Raw genomic sequence first — 21,515 nt, forward strand, 5'->3', positions numbered from 1 at the left:
TTCGTCCGCGATCGGATCGGACAACGCTGGTCGCGCTCGATGCGCCAGCGCCGCAGTGCGCCGGGACGAACCTGCCGTCGCCGGATCGCTTCAGGCCGCCTCGACCTTCAGCAGGTCGGCCAGCTCGCCCGATTCGTACATCTCCATCATGATGTCCGAACCGCCGACAAACTCGCCGTGGATGTAGAGCTGCGGAATGGTCGGCCAGTCGGAATAGGCCTTGATGCCCTGCCGCACCGCCTGGTCCTGCAACACGTCGACGCCCTCGAACTCGGCGCCGAGCCGCTCCAGGATCGCGACCGCGCGGCTGGAGAAGCCGCACTGCGGGAACAGCGGCGTGCCCTTCATGAACAGCACCACCGGATTGTTCTTCACCACCGCGTCGATGCGGGCGTGGGCCCCGTCCAGGCTATCGTCGGTCATCGTCTGGTCCTCTTCGATCCGTTCACGCCTATTTCGGAACGGACGTGGTCAGCTGCAAGGCGTGGAGCACGCCGCCCATCCGCCCGCCCAGCGCCGCGTATACCGCCTGGTGCTGCTTCACGCGCGGCACGCCGGCGAAGCTGGCGCTGGTGACGCGCGCGGCCCAATGGTCGTTGTCGCCGGCCAGGTCGGTCATCTCGACCTCCGCGTCGGGGATGCCGGCCTTGATGAGCGCCACGATCTCCGCGGCTTCCATCGGCATCGCGCCTACTCCGGCTGGATCAGCTGGCGGCGCGCCTCGACGGTCTGCTCCTCCAGCGCGCGGCGCACCGCCGCGTCGTCGACGTCGACGCCAGCCGCGGTCAGATCGCCCAGCAGCTTGCGCACCACGTCCTCGTCGCCCGCTTCCTCGAAATCGGCCTGCACCACCGCCTTGGCATAGGCGTCGGTCTCCGCGGGCGTCAGCTTCATCAGCGTCGCCGCCCACTGGCCCAGCAGGCGGTTGCGCCGCGCGGTGATGCGGAAGGCGACCTCCTCGTCGCGCGCGAACTTGGTCTCGAAGGCGCGCTCGCGATCGTCGAAGGTGGTCATGGCGGCTCCTGTCTGTCTTGCCAGCGGGATAGTGGAGCCGGGCGGCGCGCGCAACGCCGCCCGTCCGCGCGCGTCAGTCGGCGACCCGCACCACCAGTTTGCCGATGGCGCCGCGATTGGCCATCTTCGCGATCGCCTCCCCACCCTTCTCCAGCGGGAACACCTCGGTCACGCGCGGCGCGATCCTGCCCTGCCGCCACAGGTCGAACAGCCGGCGGATGTTGGCGCGGTTCCGCTCCGGCTCGCGCGCGGCGAACGCCCCCCAGAACACGCCGCATACGTCGCAGCTCTTCAGCAGCGTCAGGTTCAGCGGCAGCTTCGGGATGCCCGCGGGGAAGCCGATGACGAGGTAGCGCCCTTCCCAGCCGATCGACCGCAGCGCCGGCTCGGCATAGTCACCACCGACCGCGTCGTAGACCAGCTGGTAGCCGTTCTTCCCGCCCTTTTCCTTGAACTGGTCGGCCAGCGCCTTCGACTCGTCCTTGCTGAACGGCGCGCGGCCGTAGACGATGACGTCGTCGGCGCCTGCGTCGCGCACCGCCTGCGCCTTCTCCTCGCTCGACACCGCGCCGACGACGCGCGCGCCGAACGCCTTGCCCAGTTCCACCGCGGCGAGGCCCACGCCCCCCGCCGCGCCGAGCACCAGGAGCGTGTCGCCTTCCTTGATATGACCGCGATCGATCAGCGCGTGGATCGTCGTGCCGTAGGTCAGCAGCATCGACGCGCCTTCCTCGAACGATCGCTCGTCGGGAATGGGGTAGATGTTGTCGGCCTTCATCACGAGCTTCTCGACGAGCCCGCCCATGCCGGTGTTGCCCATCACGCGGTCGCCGGGCTTGAAGGCGGTCACGCCCTCGCCCACGCTCTCGACCACGCCGGACACCTCGCCACCCGGGGCGAACGGACGGGGCGGCTTGAACTGGTACCTGTCCTCGATCACCAGCACGTCGGGATAGTTGATCGCGCAGGCCTTCACGGCGACCACCACCTCCCCCGCCGCAGCGGTCGGATCGGGCAGTTCGCCGATCTCCAGAGTTTCAGGTCCGCCCGGCGCCCTCGACAGCAAGCCCTTCATCCGCGCTCTCTCCCTTGATCCAGGGCCGCTCGACGTCGAGCCGCTCCTCGAATTTCGAAATCGCGGTATCCTTTGCCAGCGTCAGGCCGACCTCGTCCAGCCCTTCCATCAGGCAGCGGCGGCGGAACGGGTCGAGATGAAAGGCGAAGCGGTCCTGGTAGGGGGTGGTGACGGTCATCGTCTCCAGGTCGATGGTGACGGGCTGGTCGCGCGCGACCTCCAGCAGGCGGTCGACCTGCTCCTGCGGCAGGACGACGGGGACGATGCCGTTCTTGAACGCGTTGCCGGAGAAGATGTCGGAGAAGCTGGGCGCGATCACCGCCTGGATGCCCATGTCCGCCAGCGCCCAGGCGGCATGCTCGCGACTGGATCCGCAACCGAAATTGTCGCCCGCGATCAGGATCGGCGCGCCGGCATAGGCGGGATCGTCGAAGATGTTGCCCGGCACGCTCCGCACCGTCTCGAACGCGCCCTTGCCCAGCCCCGAGCGCCGGATCGTCTTCAGCCAGTGCGCCGGGATGATGACGTCGGTATCGACGTTCTTCTGTCCCCAGGGATAGGCCGTACCGGACACGCGAGTGACGGGATTCATGCGGCCTCCTCGACCAGTGCGATGCCGACGCGGCGCGCGGCGGTGTTCAGTTCCTCGTCGAGACTGGCGAGGGGGAGCCCGCGCCGCTCGGCGAGTTCGAGATAGAGCGTGTCGTAGACGGTGAGGCCGTGGGCGCGGGCGAGCGGGAGGATGTGCGTCCAGTGCCGCTCCGGCGCGATCTCGTCGACGACGATCACCAGCTTGCCGAGCCGCTCGATGAACGCTGCGGTGTCCGCCAGCGTCGCACGCTTCCGCCGCTCTCCCATGACCAACGTGTTCGTCACCTCCGCGAACCAATGCGACGGCACCAGGACCGCAGCGGTGTCGGTCAGAAGCTCGATCGCGAGAGTGCGCGACGATTCTTCGTCGGCAAAATGCCAGGCGAGCGCCATCGAAGCGTCAAGCACGAAGCTTTCCGTCACCGGCGCCCTTCCTCGATCAGTTGCTTGATGGTCAGATCGAGGCCGAGCCTGGGACCCGTGAGCCGGCGCCGCTCTTGAAAATCCAGCCGGGCCTTTCGCCGCTCCTCCACCGTGATCTTCGGCGCCACCGCCACCAGCTTCGCCACGGGCGCGCCGTGGCGCTTGATGACGATCTCCTCGCCCGCCTCGGCGCGGGCGATCAGCTCGGAGAAGCGCGCCTTGGCATCGGCGACGGCGAATTCGCGGACGGGCATATCCATGACCATTTCCCCTGCATTTCTGGTCAGGATATGCGCCCGGTGCCAGCGATCGTCAACGCGTGCGGGTCTTCTCCGCCGCGGGACGGGCCAGCGCGGCATAGGCAGCGACACCGCTCAGCAGCGAGCCGGCGATCAGGAAGGCGAGCATCTTCTTCATGCGATTTCCCTCTTCTCAAGCCATCAGGTCGCGCACGTCGGCGAGCCGCCCGGTGACCGCCGCCGCCGCTGCCATGGCCGGCGACAACAGATGGGTGCGGGCGCCAGGTCCTTGACGTCCCACGAAATTCCGGTTGCTGGTGGAGGCGCAGCGCTCGCCCGGCGGCACCTTGTCCGGGTTCATCGCCAGGCACATCGAGCAGCCCGGCTCCCGCCACTCGAATCCGGCCGACACGAAGATGCGGTCCAGCCCCTCCGCCTCCGCCTGGCGCTTCACCAGGCCCGATCCCGGCACCACCATCGCGCGCACGCCGTCGGCGACCCTCCGCCCGTCCGCCACCGCCGCGGCGGCGCGCAGATCCTCGATGCGGCTGTTCGTGCAGCTGCCGATGAAGACGTGCTGCACCGGCACGTCCTGCATCCGCGTACCCGGCGCGAGCCCCATATACTCGAGCGACTTCCTCGCCGCGTCGCGCTTCGAGGGGTCGGCGAAGCTCTCCGGCTCGGGCACCGCGCCGGTGATCGGCACCACGTCCTCGGGCGAGGTGCCCCAGGTGAGCGCGGGGGCGATATCGGTCGCGTGCAGCACGACGCGGCGGTCGTAGGCTGCGCCCGCGTCGGTCGGCAGCGTGCGCCACCATGCCACCGCCTTGTCCCAGTCCGCGCCCCTCGGCGCCATCGGCCGCCCCTTCAGATAGGCGAAGGTCGTATCGTCCGGCGCGATCATGCCGGCGCGCGCCCCGCCCTCGATCGACATGTTGGCGATCGTCAGCCGCCCCTCCACCGACAGCGCACGGATCACCTCGCCGGTATATTCGATGACGTAGCCCGTGCCCCCGGCGGCGCCGATGCGACCGATGATGGCGAGCACCACGTCCTTCGCCGACACGCCGAAGCCCAGCGTGCCGTCCACCCGCACCTCCATCGTCCTCGACGGCGACAGGATCAGCGTCTGCGTGGCGAGCACGTGCTCCACCTCGCTGGTGCCGATGCCGAACGCAAGCGCGCCCAGCGCCCCGTGCGCCGACGTGTGGCTGTCGCCGCACACCATCGTCGTGCCCGGCAAGGTGAAGCCCTGTTCGGGACCCACGACGTGGACGATCCCCTGCCGCGCCGACAGCGCGTCGATGTAGGGCACGCCGAACTCGGCGACGTTCTGTCGCAGCGCGCCGAGCTGCTCCGCGCTCTCGCGATCGGCGATCGGCAGCTCGCGCCCCGCCGCATCGACGCGCGGGGTGGTGGGCAGGTTGTGGTCCGGCACCGCCAGCGTCAGGTCGGGTCGGCGCACGCGGCGCCCGGCGACGCGCAGCCCTTCGAACGCCTGCGGGCTGGTGACTTCGTGGACGAGGTGGCGGTCGATGTAGATCAGGCACGACCCGTCGTCGCGGCGCTCGACGACGTGCGGGTCCCAAACCTTTTCGTACAAGGTGCGAGGGCGGGTGGACATGATCCGCGGCTGTTAACCGAAAAGCATCGTCGCTCCAAGTTCGGGCGACACGAAGTGCCCCGACACGGATGACGATGGCCGATGCCTCATCATCCCCCCCGGAAATTGTCGAGCGGCCATCGCCCCTTGTCCGCCGCGATCACCCAGACCGATCGCGGCGTCGTGGGAAGAGCAATCGTCAGGCAAGATGATCGCTGGTCACCATACCCACCGCTTCGACCTCCGCTTCCTCCGCCTCCTCGCGAAAGGCTTCGGCGAGCGCGGCCGCCTCCCAGGCGCGCATCGCCGTCCGATCGAGCATCCGCGCCACCCAGCGCGCGCCGGCGCCGCCCGCGCCGCCGGGTCGGTCGGCCAGACGCCATCATGCCGCTCGCCGAGGTACAGCGCGATGCCGAGCGAATCCCACACGGTTCGCCCACCATCGAGCAGTACCGGAACTGACCGGTCGGCGAGAAGCTGCGAAAGGCCGCGGAATTGTCCATCGATGCGAACGGGTCGATCCTGTCCTCGAACGGGATGTCGAGCGTGGTCATCAACAGCCAGGGGCGCAGCGACCAGCCGCTGTGGTCGCGGTTCGCGGTGACCAGCGTGTAGCTTACACCTGATAGGCCGCCGTCGTCTTCGCGCGCACTTCCTCCGCGGTGATGCCGGGCGCCAGCTCGACCAGGCGGAACGGGCTGTCGTGGTCGGCGCGCTGGAATACGGCGAGATCGGTGACGATCATGTCTACCACGTTCTTTCCGGTCAGCGGCAGCGTGCAGGCGGGAATGAACTTGGGGCTGCCGTCCTTCGACGTGTGCTCCATCACCACGATGATCTTCTTCACGCCGGCGACGAGGTCCATGGCGCCGCCCATGCCCTTGATCATCTTGCCCGGGATCATCCAGTTGGCGATGTCGCCGTTCTCCGCCACCTCCATCGCGCCCAGCACGGTCAGGTCGATGTGCCCGCCGCGGATCATCGCGAAGCTCTGCTCGCTGCCGAAATAGGCCGATTGCGGCAGCTCGCTGATCGTCTGCTTGCCCGCGTTGATGAGATCGGCGTCGACCTCGTCCTCGTACGGGAACGGGCCGATGCCCAGCATCCCGTTCTCCGACTGGAGCGTCACCGTCATGCCGGCGGGGATGTTGTTCGCCACAAGCGTGGGAATGCCGATGCCCAGGTTCACGTAATAGCCGTCGCGCAGCTCCTTGGCCGCACGTGCCGCCATGCCGTTGCGGTCCCAACCCTTCGCCTGCCCGGCCATCAGATCTCACTCCCCGCGGCGGCCGCCCCGCCACGCGGGCGCGTCAGGCGGAACTCGATCTTCTTGTCGTAGGGCGCGCCGACGATCATGCGCTTCACGTAGATGCCGGGCAGGTGGATGTGGTCGGGATCGAGCGTGCCGACGGGCACCACTTCCTCCACCTCGGCGACGCAGATGCGGCCCGCGGTCGCCATCGGCTGGTTGAAGTTGCGGGCCGTCTTGCGGAAGATCAGGTTCCCGCTCTCGTCCGCCTTCCACCCCTTGATGATCGACAGGTCGGCGCGGATGCCCCGCTCGAGGATGAACTCCTCGCCATCGAACACCTTCACCTCCTTGCCCTCGGCCACCTGCGTGCCGACGCCGGTCTTCGTGTAGAAACCGGGGATGCCCGCGCCGCCCGCGCGGCAGCGCTCCGCCAGCGTCCCCTGGGGGCAGAATTCCACTTCCAGCTCGCCGGACAGGTACTGGCGCTCGAACTCCTTGTTCTCGCCTACGTAACTGGAGATCATCTTCTTCACCTGACGCGTGCGGAGCAGCTTGCCCAACCCCTCGCCGTCGATGCCCGCATTGTTGCTGGCGATCGTCAGGTCCTTCGTGCCCGCGGCCTGGATCGCGTCGATCAGCCGCTCCGGAATGCCGCACAGGCCGAACCCGCCGGCGCAGATCGTCATACCGTCGAACAGCAGCCCGTCCAGCGCGGCGGCGGCGTCGGTGTAGAGCTTCTTCATCGGCGGCGACTCTCCTCTTGCTGCGGCGATTAGCGGCGCGGGCGGCGCACGGTCAAGAAACCTGAACCGCCTTTCAACTCGAGCCTCAGAACAGCCCGGGCGCCACGTCGATCGCGTGCGCCAGATCGCCCAGCGCCTGCGCCTCGCCCGTCACCTTGATGGCGAGCATGCCGAGCGCCGCCGCCGGCTTGCAGTTGATGCCGAGGTCGTCGAGGTAGACGCATTGTTCCGGCGCCTTGCCCAGATGATCGCACATCATGCGGTAGATCGCCGGGTCGGGCTTGCGGATGCCGACCTTGCTCGATTCAATCACGTGGTCGAACCGTTGCATGATCGCCGCCACCGCGGTCGCCTTCTCCGCGGTGCGCGCCATGCCCGCGCCCTCGCCGCTCGGCACGTTGTTGGTGATGCAGCCGATACGGTAGCCGTGCGCCTTCAGCCAGTCGAGCGCGTGGACCATGCGCGGGCGGATGTCGCCCGCCAGCAGCGCCAGCACGTCCTCTCCGCGCAATTCGTGGCCGAGCACCCGCGCCTCCGACGCGAAGGCCGCGTCGAAACCGGCGGCGTCGATCTCCGCCCGTTCGAACCGCGCCCAGGCGTTGGCGTCCGGATCGGTCGCGTTGACGCGACGGATGAAATCGGCCGGCAGCCCGCGCTCGCGCTCCAGCCGGGCAAACGCCTCGAAGGGCGACGAGGTGATGACGCCGCCGAAGTCGAAGATGACCGTGTCCCGCATGGCCGCGGGGTGTAGCGCGGCGCGCGGCAAAGGCAAATCGCGCTACCCGTTCACGTGCCGGTCGAGGAAGGCGCGCACCGCGCGCACGTGGCCCCAGGTGGCCGCGCTGGCGGCGATGTCATAGGCGTGCTCGATCCCCGGCAGCGCGACACAGGTGGCATCGGGCAGCGCCGCGGCGAAGGCCGCGCTTTCCTCGTGCGGCAGCAGGATGTCGCCGGTGCCGTGGATCAGCAGCATCGGTGGCGCGTCGGCGCGGACCCGCTCCATCGGGCTCATCGCGTGCCACGTCGCGTCCGGCGATCCCGGCATGAACCGCGCCGCGGCGAAGCGCAGCAGCGCCGCGTGGTTGCGCCCGGCGCGGCGCGCGCGATCGAGCATGTCGTACCGACCGTAGAGCGGCACGGCGGCGACCACCGAGCAGTCCGCCTGCTCGAATCCGGGCTTTAGCGCCGGATCGTCGTGCGCCAGCGCCACCATGGCCGCCAGGTGCCCGCCCGCCGACTCGCCCGTCACCGCCACGCGCGCCGGATCGCCGCCGTGCTCGGCCGCGTGCTCCCGCACCCAGGCGACGGCGCGCAGCACGTCGGTGACCATCGCCGGCATCCGGTCGCGCGGGCCGAGACGGTAGTTCACGTCCGCCACCATCCAGCCGTGGGCGGCGAGGTGATGGATCAGCGGCCGCGCCTGCTGGCGCTTGTGCCCGGTGATCCACGCGCCGCCGTGGATGTGCACCAGCACCGGCATCGGCCCGGCCGGCGGCACGACCGGCAGGATCAGGTCGAGCCGGTTGCGGACGCCGTGGTCGCCATAGGACAGGTCGGCGATCCGCCGCACCCGCGGATCGTCGCGCACGATCGGCCACATCCCGGCCGACCAGGGCACGCGATCGGCAAGGCCCATGGCGCGCAGCAGCAGGCGCGCGGCGCGGCGGTTGCGAAGGTGGACGAAGGCGAACAGCACCGCCGCCGGCGCCGCCATCAGCACCCCCGCCACGTCGCCGTCGTGCCATGCGAACGCCGCGACGGCGAGCGCGGCGAGCAGCAGCGGCGCGGCGAAGCTCTGCGCCACCCAGCTCGCCACCCACCACACGCCCAGCAGCGCCGCGGGGATCGAGCGCGGCTGCGCCGGGATCGCCCCGGCCGCGGCGTGCCACAGCAGCAGCGCGGCGACATAGTCCATCAGCGCGCCTGCCCGATCACAGGGAATGCCCGGTCACAGGGACTGCCCGATCACAGGGACTGGCCGTCGTCGACGTCGATCACGCTGCCGGTGACGTGGAGCGAGGCGTCGGAGGCGAAGTAGAGCAGCATCGCGTCCAGCGCGTCCGCCGGCATCATGCGGCGGCGGTGCCACCCGGCGATCTGCCGCTGCCCGCCTGCCGTATCCCACCACTCGCCGCCGATCTCCGTGCGGATGTAGCCCGGCTGGATCACGTTCACGTTGATCCCCTGCCGCACCCACTCGCGCGCCAGGTTGCGGCCCAGGTGCGCCACCGCTGCCTTGGAGGCGGCATAGGGGCTGTCCCCCTGCCCGGTCAGGTGCGCGGTGATCGACCCGATCAGCACGACGCGTCCCCGCCCGCCGTCGCGCGCGCCCGCGTGCATCAGCCGCCGCGCGCCCTCCCGCGCGGTGAGGAACAGCCCGGTGAAGTTCGTGTCGATCGTCGCGCGGAGCGCCTCCATCGGCAGGTCGGTCGATCGTCCCGCGTTGCTCTGCCCCGCGTTGGCGACGATCGTGTCCACGGTGCCGAACCGCGCCTCCGCCGCGTCGTAGGCGGCGATCGTCGACGCCTCGTCGGTGACGTCCAGCGACACCGCCAGCGCGCGGTCGCCCAGCTCCGTCGCCAGCGCCGCCACCCGATCCGCGCGCCGCGCGCCCATCACCACGCGCGCCCCCTCCGCCACCATCAGCCGCGCGAAATGGGCGCCTAGGCCCGACGAGGCCCCCGTCACCAGCGCCACGCGCCCGTCCAGCTGCCCCATGCGCACCCCTCTCCGTTCCGCCATCCGCATTAGGCAGAGCGGTAACCTTTGCAAGCTAGGCAGGGGCCATGCCGATCCTCTTCGCGCTGATCCTTGCGCTAGCGCCCGCCGCGGCCGAGGCACCCGGCCAGCGCCGGACCGCGCCGGAGGCGTCGGACGTGGCGCTATTCGGCGTGGCGGCCGGGGCGGTGTGGCTCACCCGCCGCGCGCTCCGCCGCCGGATCGTGCGCCGGGACTGACCGCGCCAGCCTGACCAAGCCAGCCCGACCGGGCCAGCCCGACCGGGCCAGCTTGACCGAGCCAGCTTGACCGCGCCGCTGCCAGCGGGCACCCGCGCGCCATGGCCGACGACATCCTCGACCGCCTGCAGGCGACCATCGCGAGCCGCAAGGACACGGGCGGCGAGAGCGACTCGTCGTACACCGCCCAGCTCTTCCGCCGCGGTCGCGGCCGGATCGCGCAGAAGCTGGGCGAGGAGGCGGTGGAGACGGTGATCGCCGCCATGGGCGACGATGCCGCGGCGATCGTGCCGGAGGCGGCGGACCTCCTCTACCACCTCCTCGTCCTCCTCGCCGACGCCGGCCTCTCGCTCGACGACGTGCGCGCGGAGCTGCGCCGGCGCGAGGGCAAGTCAGGCGTCGTGGAGAAAGCGGCGCGCACCGGCGCGGCCGGCCGGCCGCTGTCGTTCTCTCCCAGCCAAGGATTGAAGCCGTGAGCGTCGACGCCACCGCCCCCTACGACGATGCCAACATCTTCGCGCGGCTGCTGCGCGGCGAGATCCCGTCGCGCCGCGTCTTCGAGGACGATCACACCATCGTCTTCCACGACATCGCCCCCTGGGCACCGCACCACCTGCTGGCGATTCCGCGCGGATCGTACGTGTCGTGGGACGATTTCTCCGCCCGGGCGAGCGAGGCGGAGATCGTCAGCCTCACCCGCGCGATCGGCGTCGCCGCGCGCGAGGCGGGGCTGGTCGAAACCGGCTATCGCCTGATCGCCAACACCGGTCTCGACAGCCATCAGGAAGTGCCGCACCTGCACGTCCACATCATGGGCGGTCGCGCGCTGGGGCCGATGCTGGTGCGGAACGACGGCAAGGCGTAGCGGACACGCGCCGGGGCGCTTCACGCAAGTCTATTGCGCGGCGGCGATCAGACGTTAGGCTCTCCCGCTTCACGCATTGTTCGGGCCGCCGGGGGGTGGCTCAAGGGAGAGATATGGCGACCAGACCCGCAGGCGGGATCCTTGCGCGCATGATGGCGCGCAAGTCGATCGCGCAGGTACAGCGCGAGACGGAGACGAGCGAGCTGAAGCGCACGCTCGGCAAGTGGAATCTCCTGCTCCTCGGCGTGGGCTGCATCATCGGTGCGGGCATCTTCGTGCGCACCGGCAGCGCCGCGGCGCTCCACGCCGGACCGGCGGTGCTGCTCTCCTTCGTCGTCGCCGGCATCGTCTGCGCCTTCGCCGGGCTGTGCTACGCCGAGCTGTCGTCGACGCTGCCGGTGTCCGGCTCGGCGTACACCTACGGCTACACCACGCTGGGCGAGTTCGTCGCCTGGATCATGGGCGCGCTGCTGCTGCTGGAATACGGCCTCGCCGCCTCGGTGGTGGCGGTGGGTTGGGGCGGATACGTCGTCAGCCTGCTCGCCGATTTCGGCCTGCACATCCCGGCGCAGCTGACCGGCCCGGCCGGCTACACGCTGATGCGCGATGGCGTGCCGGTGCTGGTCGACGGGCAGCAGGTGACGACGATCTTCAACCTGCCCGCCTTCCTCATCTGCCTCGCGCTCGCCGCGCTGCTGGTGGTGGGCGTGTCCGAATCGGCGAAGGTGAACAACATCATCGTCGCCGTGAAGGTCAGCGTGCTGGTCGCCTTCATCGCCGTGGGCGGGCTGATCGTCCTGTCGCATTTCGGCGAACTGGTGGCGAAGAACTGGACGCCGTTCATCCCGGCGAACGAGGGCGACGGCAAGTTCGGCGTCGACGGCATCATGCGCGCCGCCTCCATCGTCTTCTTCGCCTATATCGGGTTCGAGGCGGTCTCCACCGCCGGGCAGGAGGCCAAGGATCCGAAGCGCGACATGCCCTTCGGCATCATCGGCAGCCTGGTCGTCTGCACCGGCATCTACATGCTGGTCGCGGCGATCATGACGCTGCTGGTGCCCTACGCCTCGCTCAACGTGCCCGATCCGGTGGCGGTGGTCGTCGACGCGTTCGGCCCGCAGTGGAGCTGGCTGGCGAAGATCATCAAGATCGGCGCGATCATCGGCCTCACCTCGGTCGTGCTGGTGCTGATGTACGGGCAGACGCGCATCTTCTACACGATGGCGCGCGACGGGCTGCTGCCGCGCGTGTTCGCGACGGTGCATCCCAAGTTCAAGACGCCCTACATCAACACCGCGCTGGTCGGCGTCATCACCGCGGTGGCGGCGGGCTTCTTCGACATCAACGTGCTGGGCGACATGACGTCGGTGGGCACGCTGGCGGCGTTCGCGATCGTCTGCCTCTCAGTCATCTACCTGCGCCGCGCCGCGCCGGACTTGCCGCGCGGCTTCTCCGTCCCGCTCTACCCGGTACTGCCGGTGCTGGGCATCGCGTCCTGCGCGTACCTCATCACCACCGTGCCGTGGCCGGTGCTGAAGTTCTTCCTGTGGTACATGCTGGGCGGCGTGGTGCTGTACTTCCTCTACGGCATCCGCAATTCCAACCTGCAGCGGGGGCGCGGACAGGACGGCGGGCCGGACATGGGCGAGTATGTCGCGCCGGTGGGCGAGCAGCCTTAAGGCAAACCTCCGTTCGGCGTGAGCGAAGTCGAAGGCCAAGCGATAGCGGCTGTGCTTCGACTTCGCCCAGCACGAACGACTGTAAGACCTCGGGCCGGCGGGCGATCCGCCGGCCCTTTTCTCGTCAGATCGACGGCGGCGTGGTGCCGGCGACCGGGCGGTTCTTCAGCTCGTCGCGGATCTCGCGCAACAGCACCACCTCCGCCGGATCCGCCGCGGGCTCCGCCACGCCCGCCGCCTTCTCCCGCTCCGCCGCCGCGATCACGCGGTTGACCGCGCGCACCAGCAGAAAGACGATGAATGCGAGGATCAGGAAGTTGATGACGACGGTGACGAACTCGCCGTAGCCGAACAGCGGCACGCCCGCCGCCTTCAGCTGCGCGTAGCTGTCGGGATTGCCCGCATACGTCGCCGGCACCGGGCCGAGCTTCACGAAGTAGCTGGAGAAATCGAACCCGCCGAAGATGGCGCCCACTACCGGCATGATGATGTCGTCGGTCAGCGACTTCGTGATGGTCGCGAAGGCGCCGCCGATGATGACGCCGACGGCGAGGTCGAGCACGTTGCCGCGCGCGATGAACGTGCGGAAGTCCTTCAGCATGACAGAGCCCCTTCGATCGTTGCCGATGAACCCAGGTTATCCGCCGATTGCCGCTTCGCCTAGCCGCGCGCGTGTCCTATAGGGCTGACACAGGCCGAGGAGTTTTCGCTTCGATGATGCACCGCCCTATCGCCGCCCTTGCGATCGCCATCCCTCTCGCCGCGTGCGGCCTCAACAGCGTCCCTACCGCGGAGGAGACGGCCAAGGCGCGCTGGGCCGACGTGCAGAACGAATATCAGCGCCGCGCCGACCTGATCCCCAATCTGGTCGCCACGGTGAAGGGCTATGCCAAGCAGGAGTCGGACGTGCTGACCCGCGTCACCGAGGCGCGCGCCTCCGCCGGACGCGTGCAGGTGACGGGCGAGCAGCTGAGCGACCCCGCCGCGGTGCAGCGCTTCGCCGCCGCGCAGAATGCGGTCACGCTGTCGCTCCAGCGGCTGCAGGAGGCCTATCCCGACCTGAAGTCGAACCAGAACTTCCTCTCGCTGCAATCGCAGCTGGAGGGCACGGAGAACCGCATCACCATCGCCCGGCGCGACTATAACGAGGCGGTACAGGCGTACAACACGCGCATCCGCACCTTCCCCGACGCGATCGGCGCCAAGGTGATCTACGGCGCGAAGCCGCTGGTGCCGTTCCAGGCCACCTCGCCGGGCGCGGAGCAGGCACCGACGGTGAACTTCGGCGGGTGACGCCGTGTCACCGCTGCGGCGAATGCCGTCGCCCGGTCGCGAGGCCATCGTAATGGAGCGCGCCGCCCGTCGAGCGCCGTTGCCACTCTCGGGCACGGCGATCGCTGCGGTAGTGGCGATGGTGTTCGCTCTCCTCCTCGTCGGCTCCGCGGCGGCGCAGGACTTCCCCAGGCTCACCGGCCGCGTGGTCGATGCCGCCGGGCTGCTCGACGCCGCCCAGGTGCAGCAGCTCACCGCCTTGTCCGAGGAGGTGGAGAAGGCCTCGTCGCGACAGCTGGTCGTCGCCACGGTGCCCGACCTTCAGGGCTATGCGATCGAGGATTACGGCTACCGCCTCGGCCGCGCATGGAAGATCGGGCAGGAGGGCGCGAACAACGGCGTCATCCTCCTCGTCGCGCCCAGGGAGCGAAAGGTGCGGATCGAGGTGGGCTACGGGCTGGAGCCGATCGTGACCGACGCCTACGCCAGCGTCGTCGTCAACCAGACCGTCCTGCCGCGTTTCCGCGACGGCGACATGGCGGGCGGGATCGTCGCGGGGGCGCAGGCGATCGCCGAGCAGCTGAGGCTGCCGCTCGAGGCTGCCGAGCGGCGCGCGGCTGCCGCCGCGGCGAAGAAACAACGGCGCGGCGAGGATGCCGGCGAGTGGATGATCGCCGTGTTCTGGATCGCGGTGGTGCTGTTCCTCGTCGTTCTCCCGCTGCTGCGCCGCGCCGGCAAGGGACAGCGCTATCGCGGCGGCTTCGCCCCCGTCGTGATATGGGGCGGCGGCGACCGGGGCGGCGGCGGCCGATCCTCGTCGTGGGGCGGCGGGGGCGGATTTGGCGGGGGCGGAGGCTTCTCCGGCGGGGGCGGCTCCTTCGGCGGCGGCGGCGCGAGCGGGAGCTGGTGATGGCGCGACTGGTGCTGAGCGAGGCGGAGCGCGCCGCCGTCACCGCGGCGGTCGCGGCGGCGGAGGCGGGCACCGATGGGGAGATCGTGACCGTCGTCAGCGAACGCTCCGACGCGTATCACGACGTCGCGCTCCACTACGCGCTGGTCGCGGTGCTGGCGGTGCCGCTCGCCTCGCTCGCGTGGCCGGGGCTGCTGGAGCCGGCCAACGGCTGGGGCACGAGCCGCCCGCGCGAACTGGCGCTGCTGCTGATGGCGCAGGCGACCGCCTTCCTCCTCGTCCGCGTCGTGCTCGCCTGGATGCCGCTGCGCCTGCTGCTGACGCCGCGCGCGACGAAGGCGCGGCGGGTGCGGCGGCGCGCGGTGCAATATTTCCGCGTCGCCACCGAGCGCCGCACCGCGGGGCGGGACGGCGTGCTGCTCTACCTGTCCGCCGACGAACACGTGGCCGAGATCGTCGCCGACCTCGCGGTCCACCGTGCCGTGCCCGCCGAACGCTGGGGCGAGGCGATGGCGGCACTGGTCGACGCGGTGCGCGCCGGCCGCGCGGGCGAGGGCATGGTGGCCGCCGTTGGTGCGATCGGCGCGATCCTCTCCGAGCATCTGCCCAAAAGCGCGGGCAACGCCAACGAACTGCCGGACCGGGTGATCGAGCTATGACGGAGACGATGTGGTCGGGCCGCTACCTGCGGGCGCTGCGCGACGGGACGTGGGAATATGCCGCGCGCACGCGGGACATCACCGCCGCGGTGATCGTGGCGGTGACCGACGACGACGAGCTGGTGCTGGTGGAGCAGCATCGCGTGCCGCTGGGCCGCCGCACGATCGAGATGCCCGCGGGCCTCGTCGCCGACGAGGACGAGGGCGAGACGCTGGAGACCGCCGCCGCGCGCGAGCTGGAGGAGGAGACCGGCTATCGCGCCGCGCGGATCGAGCGGCTGGGCGAGTTCGCCTCCTCGCCCGGCATGACCAGCGAGACCTTCACGCTGGTCCGCGCCCATGGCCTGACCCGCGTCGGCCATGGGGGCGGGCACGAGGGCGAGGATATCACCGTCCACCTGGTGCCGCGCGCGGAGATCGGCGCCTTCGTCGCGGCGCGGCGGGCGGACGGGCTGGCGGTCGACGCGAAGATGCTGCTGCTGCTGGCGGGCGCGCTGGTCTGACGCGCGGCGCGGTGCTGAGATCGTCGCCGGTCTCAGCGGAAATTGTCGGCGTAGGCCTGCAGCTTCAGCGTCTTCGTCGGCGCCGGGATCACCGTATAGGCCAGCCCCTCGCGCTCGGCATAGGCGATCGCCGCCTCGCACGTCGGAAAGCCCAGCCTGATCTGGTCGCGCGTGTCGCCGCTGCCGGCCCAGCCGGTCAGCGGATCGGCGTGCTTCGCCTCGGCGGGCTCGTATTCCAGCTGCCAGGCATCGGTGCGGTGCTTGCCCGATTGCATGGCGTTCTTCGGACGTTGGAAGATGCGTGCGGTGGCCATGACGCCGCTCTTAGCGCGTCCCCCCGCGCCGCGCATCCGCCTTTTTCGTGCGCAGCGTCGCATTGGCCGCCGCGGGATCGTCGGGCCACGGGTGGCGCGGGTAGCGGCCGCGCATCTCCTTCGCCACGGCGATCCAGCTGCCGGACCAGAAGCCGGGCAGGTCGCGCGTCGTCTGGATCGGGCGCCCGGCCGGCGAGGTGAGCGACAGGACCAGCGGCACCCGCCCCTCGCCCACCACCGGGTGCTCGGCGACGCCGAACAGCGCCTGCACGCGCAGCTCCACCGTCGGCCCGGCCTCGGCGCCATAGTCGATCGCGTGGGTGCTGCCGGCCGGGCTGGTGAAGTCGGCGGGGGCGAGCCGGTCGACCTGCCGCATCGCGTCCCACCCGGCGAGCGTGCGCAGTGCGTCGGTCAGCGCGCCGGGCGGGATCACGTCGAGCCGCCGCCGCCCCTCCACCAGCGCCGGCAGCCACTCGTCCAGCCGCGCCAGCAGCGTCGCGTCGTCCAGCGGCACGCCGGCGAAGGCGGCGCGGCGCCGCAACGCCTGCGCGCCCGCGCTCCACGGCAGCAGCGCGAGACCGTGGGCGCGCACGCCCTCCACCAGAGCGGCGGCGATGGCGGCGGGATCGGCGGCGGTGTCGGGGCCGCTCGACAGCCGGATCGCGCCCAGACGCCGCTCGCGCAGCGGTCGCACGCCGCCGGTGCCGGCGTCGAACTCCGCGGTGCGACGTGTCTCGACCCGCCCGGCGAACAGCACCTCCACCGCGGTCGCGTCGATCGCGACGGCGGACAGGATGCGCGCGCCCGCGGCCATGCCCTGCGTCTCCGCCACCGCCAGCCATTCGCTGCGCGCCAGCGGGGAGGCGGGATCGAGTCGGAAGCCCCGCCCGCCGACCGAGGCCCAGCGTTCGCCGGTCGCGTCGCGGCGGCGTGCGATGCGGTCGGGAAAGGCGAGCGCGATGGCGGCGGGCAGAGCCGCGGTGTCGGGCATCGGGTGATCGCCCCGCCCCACCGACCTCGCCCACCGCTCCGCCAGCCCGCGCGCCGCCTGCGCCTTCGCGGAGCGATCGCCGCGCCAGCGCCGCAGCCGCACCTCCAGGTCGGCGTCGGTGCCGCCCAGCCCGCGCTCCTGCAGCAGCACCGCCGCCTCTGCCGCGACGCGCCGGTCGGGCGCGAGCAGCAGCATGTGCGCCAGCCGCGGTGCCATTGGCAGCGCCGCCATGGCGCGGCCGTGCGCGGTCGGCCGCCCGTCATCATCCAGCGCGCCCAGGCTCGCCAAGCGCGCGCGCGCCTCCGCCACCGCGGCCTCGGGCGGCGGGTCGATCCAGGCGAGCGCGCGCGGATCGGCGACGCCCCACATCGCGCTCGCCAGCAGCAGCGCGGAGAGGTCCGCCTCGAGCACCTCCGGCGGGTCGAAGCGCGGCATCCCCGCCGTCGCCGCCGCCTCCCACAGGCGATACGCCACTCCGGGCCCCTGCCGCGCCGCGCGCCCGGCACGCTGGATCGCCGCCGCCTGGCTGGCGCGTTCGGTGACGAGCCGCGTCATGCCCGCCGCGCGGTCGTAGCGCGGACGGCGGGCGAGGCCCGAATCGACCACCACGCGCACGCCGTCCAGCGTCAGGCTGGTCTCGGCGATGCTGGTCGCCAGCACGACCTTGCGCGCGTCGTCGGGCTCGGCGCGGATCGCTGCGCGCTGCGCGGCGGGATCGAGGCTGCCGTGGAGCCGGTGGACGCGCGTGCCGGCAGGCTCGCCCAGCGCATCGAACGTCCGCTCGATCTCCGCCACGCCGGGCAGGAACGCCAGGATGCCGCCGTCCGTTTCCGTGAGCGCGCGGCGGACCGTCGCCGCCACTTCCGCCTCGATCCGCGCCTCCGCCGCGCGGCCGACGTGGCGCAGCTCCAGCGGGAACGATCGCCCCTCGCTCTCCACCACCGGCGCGTCGCCCATCAGCGCGGCGAAGCGCGCGCCGTCCAGCGTCGCCGACATCGCGACCAGCCGAAGGTCGGGCCGCAGACCGCCCTGCGCGTCGAGCGCCAGCGCCAGCGCGAAGTCGCCGTCCAGACTGCGCTCGTGCACCTCGTCGAACAGGACGGCGGAGACGCCGGCGAGCTCGGGATCCGTCTGGAGCCGGGACAGGAAAATGCCTTCCGTCACCACCGTCACTCGCGTCGCTGCCGATCGCTTGCTATCCAGGCGCGTCGCATAGCCGAAGGTGCGCCCCACCGCCTCCCCCGCCAGCGCCGCCATCCGCTCCGCCGCGGCGCGCGCGGCCAGGCGCCGCGGGCTCGTCACCAGCACCTCGCCGGTGCACCACGGCTGACCGATCAGCGCGGGCGCGACCGCGGTCGTCTTGCCCGCGCCGGGCGGCGCCACCAGCACCGCATTGGGTCGGTCGCGCAGCGTGGCGAGCAGCGCGGGCAGCACGGCGTGGATGGGCATGACCGGCGTCATCGCAGGGGCGGCATCGCGCCTGTGCGCGACGTCCTCACGCATTGCCGCCGCCCGCGCGGATGCGGTAGGCGTGCGGTCCGCGTGATGGAAAAAGGATCAGCATGTTCAGCAATCTGGTCGACCGTCTCAAGGTCCGCTTCGCGCGCGGCGGCGAGTATGACAGCGTCTCGTTGCGGCGTCACTTCGCGCGCAAGCACGACATCGCGATCGGCCTCTACACGTTTGGTGCGTTCGACCGCTGGCGCATGCCGCCGGGCACGCGCATCGGGCGCTACTGCTCGATCGCACGCAACGCACGGCTGGTGGAGGCGGACCATCCGGTCGGCAACCTGACGACGCATCCGTTCCTCTACATGCCCGCGTTCGGCGTGACGCAGGCGCAGAAGGAGGCGGTGCCCGGCCAGGTGATCGAGGACGACGTTTGGCTGAGTCACAACGTCACCGTCCTGCCCGGCTGCAAGCGCATCGGCCGCGGCGCGATCGTCGGTGCGGGCGCCGTGGTGATCGCGGACGTGCCGCGCTACGCCGTGGCTGTCGGCGTGCCCGCGAAGGTGGTGCGCTACCGCTTTCCGACCGAGGTTCAGGCCGCCATCGAGGCGACGCGTTGGTGGGAACTCGACAAGCAGCAGCTCGCCACCGGGCTGCGGGCGGCCCCCGCCTTCGCCACCGCGCCGAGCGCGGAAGGCGCGCGCGCGTTCTTCCGCGCGGTGCACGGGCGCGAGCTGGAGATGCCGCCGACCGCCTGACTCGCGCCGTCCGTCCCCGCGCGAACCGCTCACACGCCCGCGGTCAGCGCCTTCAGGTCGGCGAGCGGCCGCGCGCCGAAATGGCCGATCACCTCCGCGGCGCAGATCGCGCCCAGCGTCAGCGATGCCTTCAGCGACTGGCCCTGTGCCTGGCCGTGGAGGAAGCCCGCGGCGAACAGGTCGCCCGCGCCGGTGGTGTCGACCACCGCGTCGACCGGCTCCGCGGCGACGCTGACGCGATCCGCGCCGGTGATGGCGCACGCCCCGCGCTCCGCCAGCGTCACGACGACCAGCGGCACCTTGTCGCGCACCGCGTCGATCGCCGCCTCCGTGTCGCCCGTCTGCGTCAGCGACATGATTTCCGCCTCGTTGGCGAACAGCACGTCGATCAGCCCGGCGTCGATCAGCTCGATGAAGGCGTCGCGGTGGCGGTCGATCACGAACTCCGCCGACAGCGTGAAGGCGACCTTGCGCCCCGCCGCGCGGGCGATGTCGATGGCGGCCCGCATCGCCGCGCGCGGCTCCTCCGGATCCCAGAGATAGCCTTCGAGATAGAGGTATTGGGCGCCCTCGATCAGCGAGCGGTCCAGCGCGCCGGCCGGCAGGTAGTGCGACGCGCCAAGGAAGGTGTTCATCGTGCGCTGGCCGTCCGGCGTCACGAAGATCAGGCAGCGCCCCGTGGTCGGCGCGCCGGTGCGGGCGGCGACGTCGAAGCGGATGCCCGCGGCCTGGATGTCGTGCGCGAACACCTCGCCCAGCTGGTCCTCGGCCACCTGGCCGATGAAGGCGCAGCGGCTGCCCAGCGCCGCCATGCCGGCGATCGTGTTCGCCGCGGACCCGCCCGACACTTCCTGCCCCGGCCCCATCTTCGCGTAGAGGGCGTCCGCCTCTTCCGGCGAGAAGACCAGCGCCATCGCGCCCTTGGTCATCCCGTTCTCCGCCAGGAAGGCGTCGGTGGTGGGCGACAGGATGTCGACGATGGCGTTGCCGATGGCGACAACGTCGTATTGCGGTTCGGTCAAGGCTGGCTGTTCCTGCGTGAAGCGCGGTCCGTGCGGGAGGCCGCGGACGAGCGACGGGAGCGATGAGGCGCCCTATCCGTCGCCTATCGCTTGCGCAACCGGGCGCCGCGCCCCATCCCGGCGGCACGATGGTGCGCGCGTTCCTCCTGTCCCTCGGCCAGCTCGGCGATCGCGTCTTCGTGGCGGTGCTGGCGAAGTCGCTGGCGCTGACGCTGGCGATCTTCCTCGCCGCCGGTGCCGGCTTGTGGTTCGGCATCGACCGGCTGCTGGCGGACTGGAGCGGGCACGGCGCGCTGGCCGGGGCGGCGGCGCTGGTGCTGACGGTGCTGGGTGCGTGGCTGCTGTTCCGCGCCGTCGCCATCGCGGTCGTCGGGCTGTTCGCCGACGCCATCGTCGAGGCGGTGGAGCGGCGCCACTATCCCGCCGCCCTGGCGAGCGCGCGGTCCGTCCCGCTGGCCCGCGGCATCGGCATGGGCCTCGCCTCCGCCGCGCGCGTCGTCGGCATCAACCTGCTGCTCGCGCCCGTGTATGTGGCGCTGCTGGTGACCGGGGTCGGCACCGCGGCGCTCTTCCTGCTGGTCAACGCCTGGCTGCTCGGCCGCGACCTGACCGACATGGTCGCGGCGCGCCACCTGCCGCGGCAGGCGCTCGCCGGTGTCCGCGCCGAAACGCGCGGACGGCGCTTCCTCCTCGGCCTCGCCGGCACGCTGCTGCTGACGGTGCCGCTGGTCAACATCCTGGCTCCCGTGCTCGGCGCGGCGATGGCCACCCACCTCTTCCACGGACACCGCCGATGAAGCCGCTCGCGCTCTTCCCGCTCCTCCTGCTCGCCGCCTGCGCCACCACGCCGCCGGCCAGCCGCACTGCCGCGCCGCGCATTCCCGTGCCGCTGCCGACCGTCGGGCTGGAGACGGTGATGGGGCAGAACGCCAACGCGCTGGTCCGGCTGTTCGGCGATCCCGACGCCGACGTGCGCGAGGGCACCGCGCGCAAGCTGCAGTTCGCCAGCACCATCTGCGTGCTCGACGCCTACCTCTATCCGGACGGCAAGGCCGAGCCGAAGGTCACATGGCTCGATGCGCGAGAGCGCGACGGCAGCCCGATCGACCGGGCCAGCTGCGTCGCCGCGCTGTCGCGCCGCACCGGCGGCAAGTAGCCGGAAGGTGTTGCGCGCGCGCGACGAACCGTTACGACCG

The 21,515-nt window shown here is 71.2% G+C and carries 28 protein-coding genes and 1 pseudogene; 11 read left to right on the top strand and 18 right to left on the bottom strand.

From position 1 onward, the window contains the following. Window positions 1-90 precede the first annotated feature (90 nt). From grxD to HBH26_RS01375, 14 genes and pseudogenes are all read right to left on the bottom strand, one after another. The gene (gene grxD, locus HBH26_RS01310; RefSeq protein WP_168132743.1) at window positions 91-423 is read right to left on the bottom strand and encodes a Grx4 family monothiol glutaredoxin; all 333 of its coding nucleotides are present in this window, start codon (window positions 421-423) and stop codon (window positions 91-93) included. Between the two features lie 28 nt (window positions 424-451). Beyond that, the gene (locus tag HBH26_RS01315; RefSeq protein ID WP_168132744.1) at window positions 452-685 is read right to left on the bottom strand and encodes a BolA/IbaG family iron-sulfur metabolism protein; all 234 of its coding nucleotides are present in this window, start codon (window positions 683-685) and stop codon (window positions 452-454) included. Window positions 686-690: 5 nt separating this feature from the next. Further along, window positions 691-1,014, bottom strand: coding sequence for a DUF1476 domain-containing protein (locus HBH26_RS01320; protein ID WP_168132745.1), 324 nt, complete (start codon window positions 1,012-1,014; stop codon window positions 691-693). Between the two features lie 73 nt (window positions 1,015-1,087). Then, window positions 1,088-2,089 (bottom strand): NADPH:quinone oxidoreductase family protein, encoded by a 1,002-nt coding sequence (locus tag HBH26_RS01325; protein WP_168132746.1) that lies wholly within the window; start codon window positions 2,087-2,089, stop codon window positions 1,088-1,090. Further along, the gene (gene leuD, locus HBH26_RS01330) at window positions 2,052-2,681 is read right to left on the bottom strand and encodes a 3-isopropylmalate dehydratase small subunit (protein ID WP_168132747.1); all 630 of its coding nucleotides are present in this window, start codon (window positions 2,679-2,681) and stop codon (window positions 2,052-2,054) included. The genes HBH26_RS01325 and leuD overlap by 38 nt, the downstream gene beginning before the upstream one ends. After that, on the bottom strand, window positions 2,678-3,088 hold the full coding sequence (locus tag HBH26_RS01335) for a PIN domain-containing protein (protein WP_168132748.1): 411 nt from the start codon (window positions 3,086-3,088) through the stop codon (window positions 2,678-2,680). Before HBH26_RS01335 ends, leuD begins: the two co-directional genes overlap by 4 nt. Before the next feature lie 11 nt (window positions 3,089-3,099). Next, a complete protein-coding gene (locus HBH26_RS01340) occupies window positions 3,100-3,363 on the bottom strand; it encodes a type II toxin-antitoxin system Phd/YefM family antitoxin (RefSeq protein WP_239024495.1) in 264 nt (87 codons plus the stop codon). 172 nt (window positions 3,364-3,535) lie between these two features. Further along, the gene (leuC, locus tag HBH26_RS01345; RefSeq protein ID WP_168132749.1) at window positions 3,536-4,966 is read right to left on the bottom strand and encodes a 3-isopropylmalate dehydratase large subunit; all 1,431 of its coding nucleotides are present in this window, start codon (window positions 4,964-4,966) and stop codon (window positions 3,536-3,538) included. A gap of 178 nt (window positions 4,967-5,144) precedes the next feature. Next, window positions 5,145-5,553, bottom strand: a pseudogene (locus HBH26_RS01350) (glutathione S-transferase N-terminal domain-containing protein). An 8-nt stretch (window positions 5,554-5,561) separates the two neighbouring features. Then, window positions 5,562-6,212 carry a 3-oxoacid CoA-transferase subunit B gene (locus HBH26_RS01355; protein ID WP_168132750.1) on the bottom strand — a complete coding sequence of 217 codons (651 nt, stop codon included), beginning with the start codon at window positions 6,210-6,212 and terminating at the stop codon, window positions 5,562-5,564. Continuing rightward, window positions 6,212-6,940 carry a CoA transferase subunit A gene (locus tag HBH26_RS01360; protein ID WP_168132751.1) on the bottom strand — a complete coding sequence of 243 codons (729 nt, stop codon included), beginning with the start codon at window positions 6,938-6,940 and terminating at the stop codon, window positions 6,212-6,214. Before HBH26_RS01360 ends, HBH26_RS01355 begins: the two co-directional genes overlap by 1 nt. An 85-nt stretch (window positions 6,941-7,025) precedes the next feature. Beyond that, the gene (locus tag HBH26_RS01365) at window positions 7,026-7,676 is read right to left on the bottom strand and encodes an HAD-IA family hydrolase (protein WP_168132752.1); all 651 of its coding nucleotides are present in this window, start codon (window positions 7,674-7,676) and stop codon (window positions 7,026-7,028) included. 42 nt (window positions 7,677-7,718) lie between these two features. Beyond that, window positions 7,719-8,855 carry an alpha/beta hydrolase gene (locus HBH26_RS20955; RefSeq protein ID WP_168132753.1) on the bottom strand — a complete coding sequence of 379 codons (1,137 nt, stop codon included), beginning with the start codon at window positions 8,853-8,855 and terminating at the stop codon, window positions 7,719-7,721. A gap of 50 nt (window positions 8,856-8,905) precedes the next feature. Beyond that, window positions 8,906-9,658: an SDR family NAD(P)-dependent oxidoreductase gene (locus HBH26_RS01375; protein WP_168132754.1), complete on the bottom strand. Its 753-nt coding sequence runs from the start codon at window positions 9,656-9,658 to the stop codon at window positions 8,906-8,908. A gap of 68 nt (window positions 9,659-9,726) precedes the next feature. Between HBH26_RS01375 and HBH26_RS01380 the strand changes: the two genes are divergently transcribed. From HBH26_RS01380 to HBH26_RS01395, 4 genes are all read left to right on the top strand, one after another. Continuing rightward, window positions 9,727-9,897: a hypothetical protein gene (locus tag HBH26_RS01380; RefSeq protein WP_168132523.1), complete on the top strand. Its 171-nt coding sequence runs from the start codon at window positions 9,727-9,729 to the stop codon at window positions 9,895-9,897. Window positions 9,898-9,998: 101 nt separating this feature from the next. After that, complete coding sequence (locus HBH26_RS01385; RefSeq protein ID WP_168132755.1) at window positions 9,999-10,373, top strand: phosphoribosyl-ATP diphosphatase; 375 nt, start codon at window positions 9,999-10,001, stop codon at window positions 10,371-10,373. Further along, window positions 10,370-10,762, top strand: coding sequence for an HIT domain-containing protein (locus HBH26_RS01390; protein ID WP_168132756.1), 393 nt, complete (start codon window positions 10,370-10,372; stop codon window positions 10,760-10,762). The genes HBH26_RS01385 and HBH26_RS01390 overlap by 4 nt, the downstream gene beginning before the upstream one ends. 113 nt (window positions 10,763-10,875) lie before the next feature. Continuing rightward, window positions 10,876-12,441, top strand: coding sequence for an amino acid permease (locus HBH26_RS01395; RefSeq protein ID WP_168132757.1), 1,566 nt, complete (start codon window positions 10,876-10,878; stop codon window positions 12,439-12,441). A 124-nt stretch (window positions 12,442-12,565) separates the two neighbouring features. Here the strand turns inward: HBH26_RS01395 and mscL are convergent, their stop codons facing one another. After that, complete coding sequence (gene mscL, locus HBH26_RS01400; protein WP_168132758.1) at window positions 12,566-13,042, bottom strand: large conductance mechanosensitive channel protein MscL; 477 nt, start codon at window positions 13,040-13,042, stop codon at window positions 12,566-12,568. A 113-nt stretch (window positions 13,043-13,155) separates the two neighbouring features. Here mscL and HBH26_RS01405 point away from each other — a divergent pair, with 113 nt between their 5' ends. The 4 genes from HBH26_RS01405 (at window position 13,156) to HBH26_RS01420 (ending at window position 15,785) form a co-directional block, all read left to right on the top strand. After that, window positions 13,156-13,734: a LemA family protein gene (locus HBH26_RS01405; RefSeq protein WP_168132759.1), complete on the top strand. Its 579-nt coding sequence runs from the start codon at window positions 13,156-13,158 to the stop codon at window positions 13,732-13,734. Between the two features lie 118 nt (window positions 13,735-13,852). Continuing rightward, entirely contained in the window at window positions 13,853-14,623 is a 771-nt protein-coding gene (locus HBH26_RS01410) for a TPM domain-containing protein (RefSeq protein ID WP_239024522.1), read from the top strand. Then, entirely contained in the window at window positions 14,623-15,282 is a 660-nt protein-coding gene (locus tag HBH26_RS01415) for a TPM domain-containing protein (RefSeq protein ID WP_168132761.1), read from the top strand. Before HBH26_RS01410 ends, HBH26_RS01415 begins: the two co-directional genes overlap by 1 nt. Then, window positions 15,279-15,785 carry an NUDIX hydrolase gene (locus HBH26_RS01420; protein WP_168132762.1) on the top strand — a complete coding sequence of 169 codons (507 nt, stop codon included), beginning with the start codon at window positions 15,279-15,281 and terminating at the stop codon, window positions 15,783-15,785. The genes HBH26_RS01415 and HBH26_RS01420 overlap by 4 nt, the downstream gene beginning before the upstream one ends. A 32-nt stretch (window positions 15,786-15,817) precedes the next feature. On the opposite strand, the gene HBH26_RS01425 is transcribed toward HBH26_RS01420, so the two are convergent. Then, window positions 15,818-16,099, bottom strand: coding sequence for an ETC complex I subunit (locus tag HBH26_RS01425; protein WP_168132763.1), 282 nt, complete (start codon window positions 16,097-16,099; stop codon window positions 15,818-15,820). A gap of 10 nt (window positions 16,100-16,109) precedes the next feature. After that, window positions 16,110-18,551, bottom strand: coding sequence for an ATP-dependent helicase HrpB (gene hrpB, locus HBH26_RS01430; RefSeq protein ID WP_168133048.1), 2,442 nt, complete (start codon window positions 18,549-18,551; stop codon window positions 16,110-16,112). A 101-nt stretch (window positions 18,552-18,652) separates the two neighbouring features. On the opposite strand from hrpB, the gene HBH26_RS20960 reads away from it, so the two are divergent. Next, a complete protein-coding gene (locus HBH26_RS20960) occupies window positions 18,653-19,297 on the top strand; it encodes a CatB-related O-acetyltransferase (RefSeq protein ID WP_168132764.1) in 645 nt (214 codons plus the stop codon). Window positions 19,298-19,326: 29 nt separating this feature from the next. Here the strand turns inward: HBH26_RS20960 and HBH26_RS01440 are convergent, their stop codons facing one another. Beyond that, complete coding sequence (locus HBH26_RS01440) at window positions 19,327-20,319, bottom strand: adenosine kinase (RefSeq protein ID WP_168132765.1); 993 nt, start codon at window positions 20,317-20,319, stop codon at window positions 19,327-19,329. A gap of 128 nt (window positions 20,320-20,447) precedes the next feature. On the opposite strand from HBH26_RS01440, the gene HBH26_RS01445 reads away from it, so the two are divergent. Together HBH26_RS01445 and HBH26_RS01450 are read left to right on the top strand one after the other, a co-directional pair. Then, window positions 20,448-21,116, top strand: a complete 669-nt coding sequence (locus HBH26_RS01445; RefSeq protein WP_168133049.1) for an EI24 domain-containing protein — start codon at window positions 20,448-20,450, stop codon at window positions 21,114-21,116. Next, window positions 21,113-21,475, top strand: a complete 363-nt coding sequence (locus HBH26_RS01450) for a hypothetical protein (protein WP_168132766.1) — start codon at window positions 21,113-21,115, stop codon at window positions 21,473-21,475. Before HBH26_RS01445 ends, HBH26_RS01450 begins: the two co-directional genes overlap by 4 nt. Window positions 21,476-21,515: the final 40 nt, after the last annotated feature.

Origin of the sequence: Sphingomonas corticis (assembly GCF_012035195.1) — a bacterium.
In the GTDB taxonomy this organism is placed as follows: Bacteria; Pseudomonadota; Alphaproteobacteria; order Sphingomonadales; family Sphingomonadaceae; genus Sphingomonas; species Sphingomonas corticis.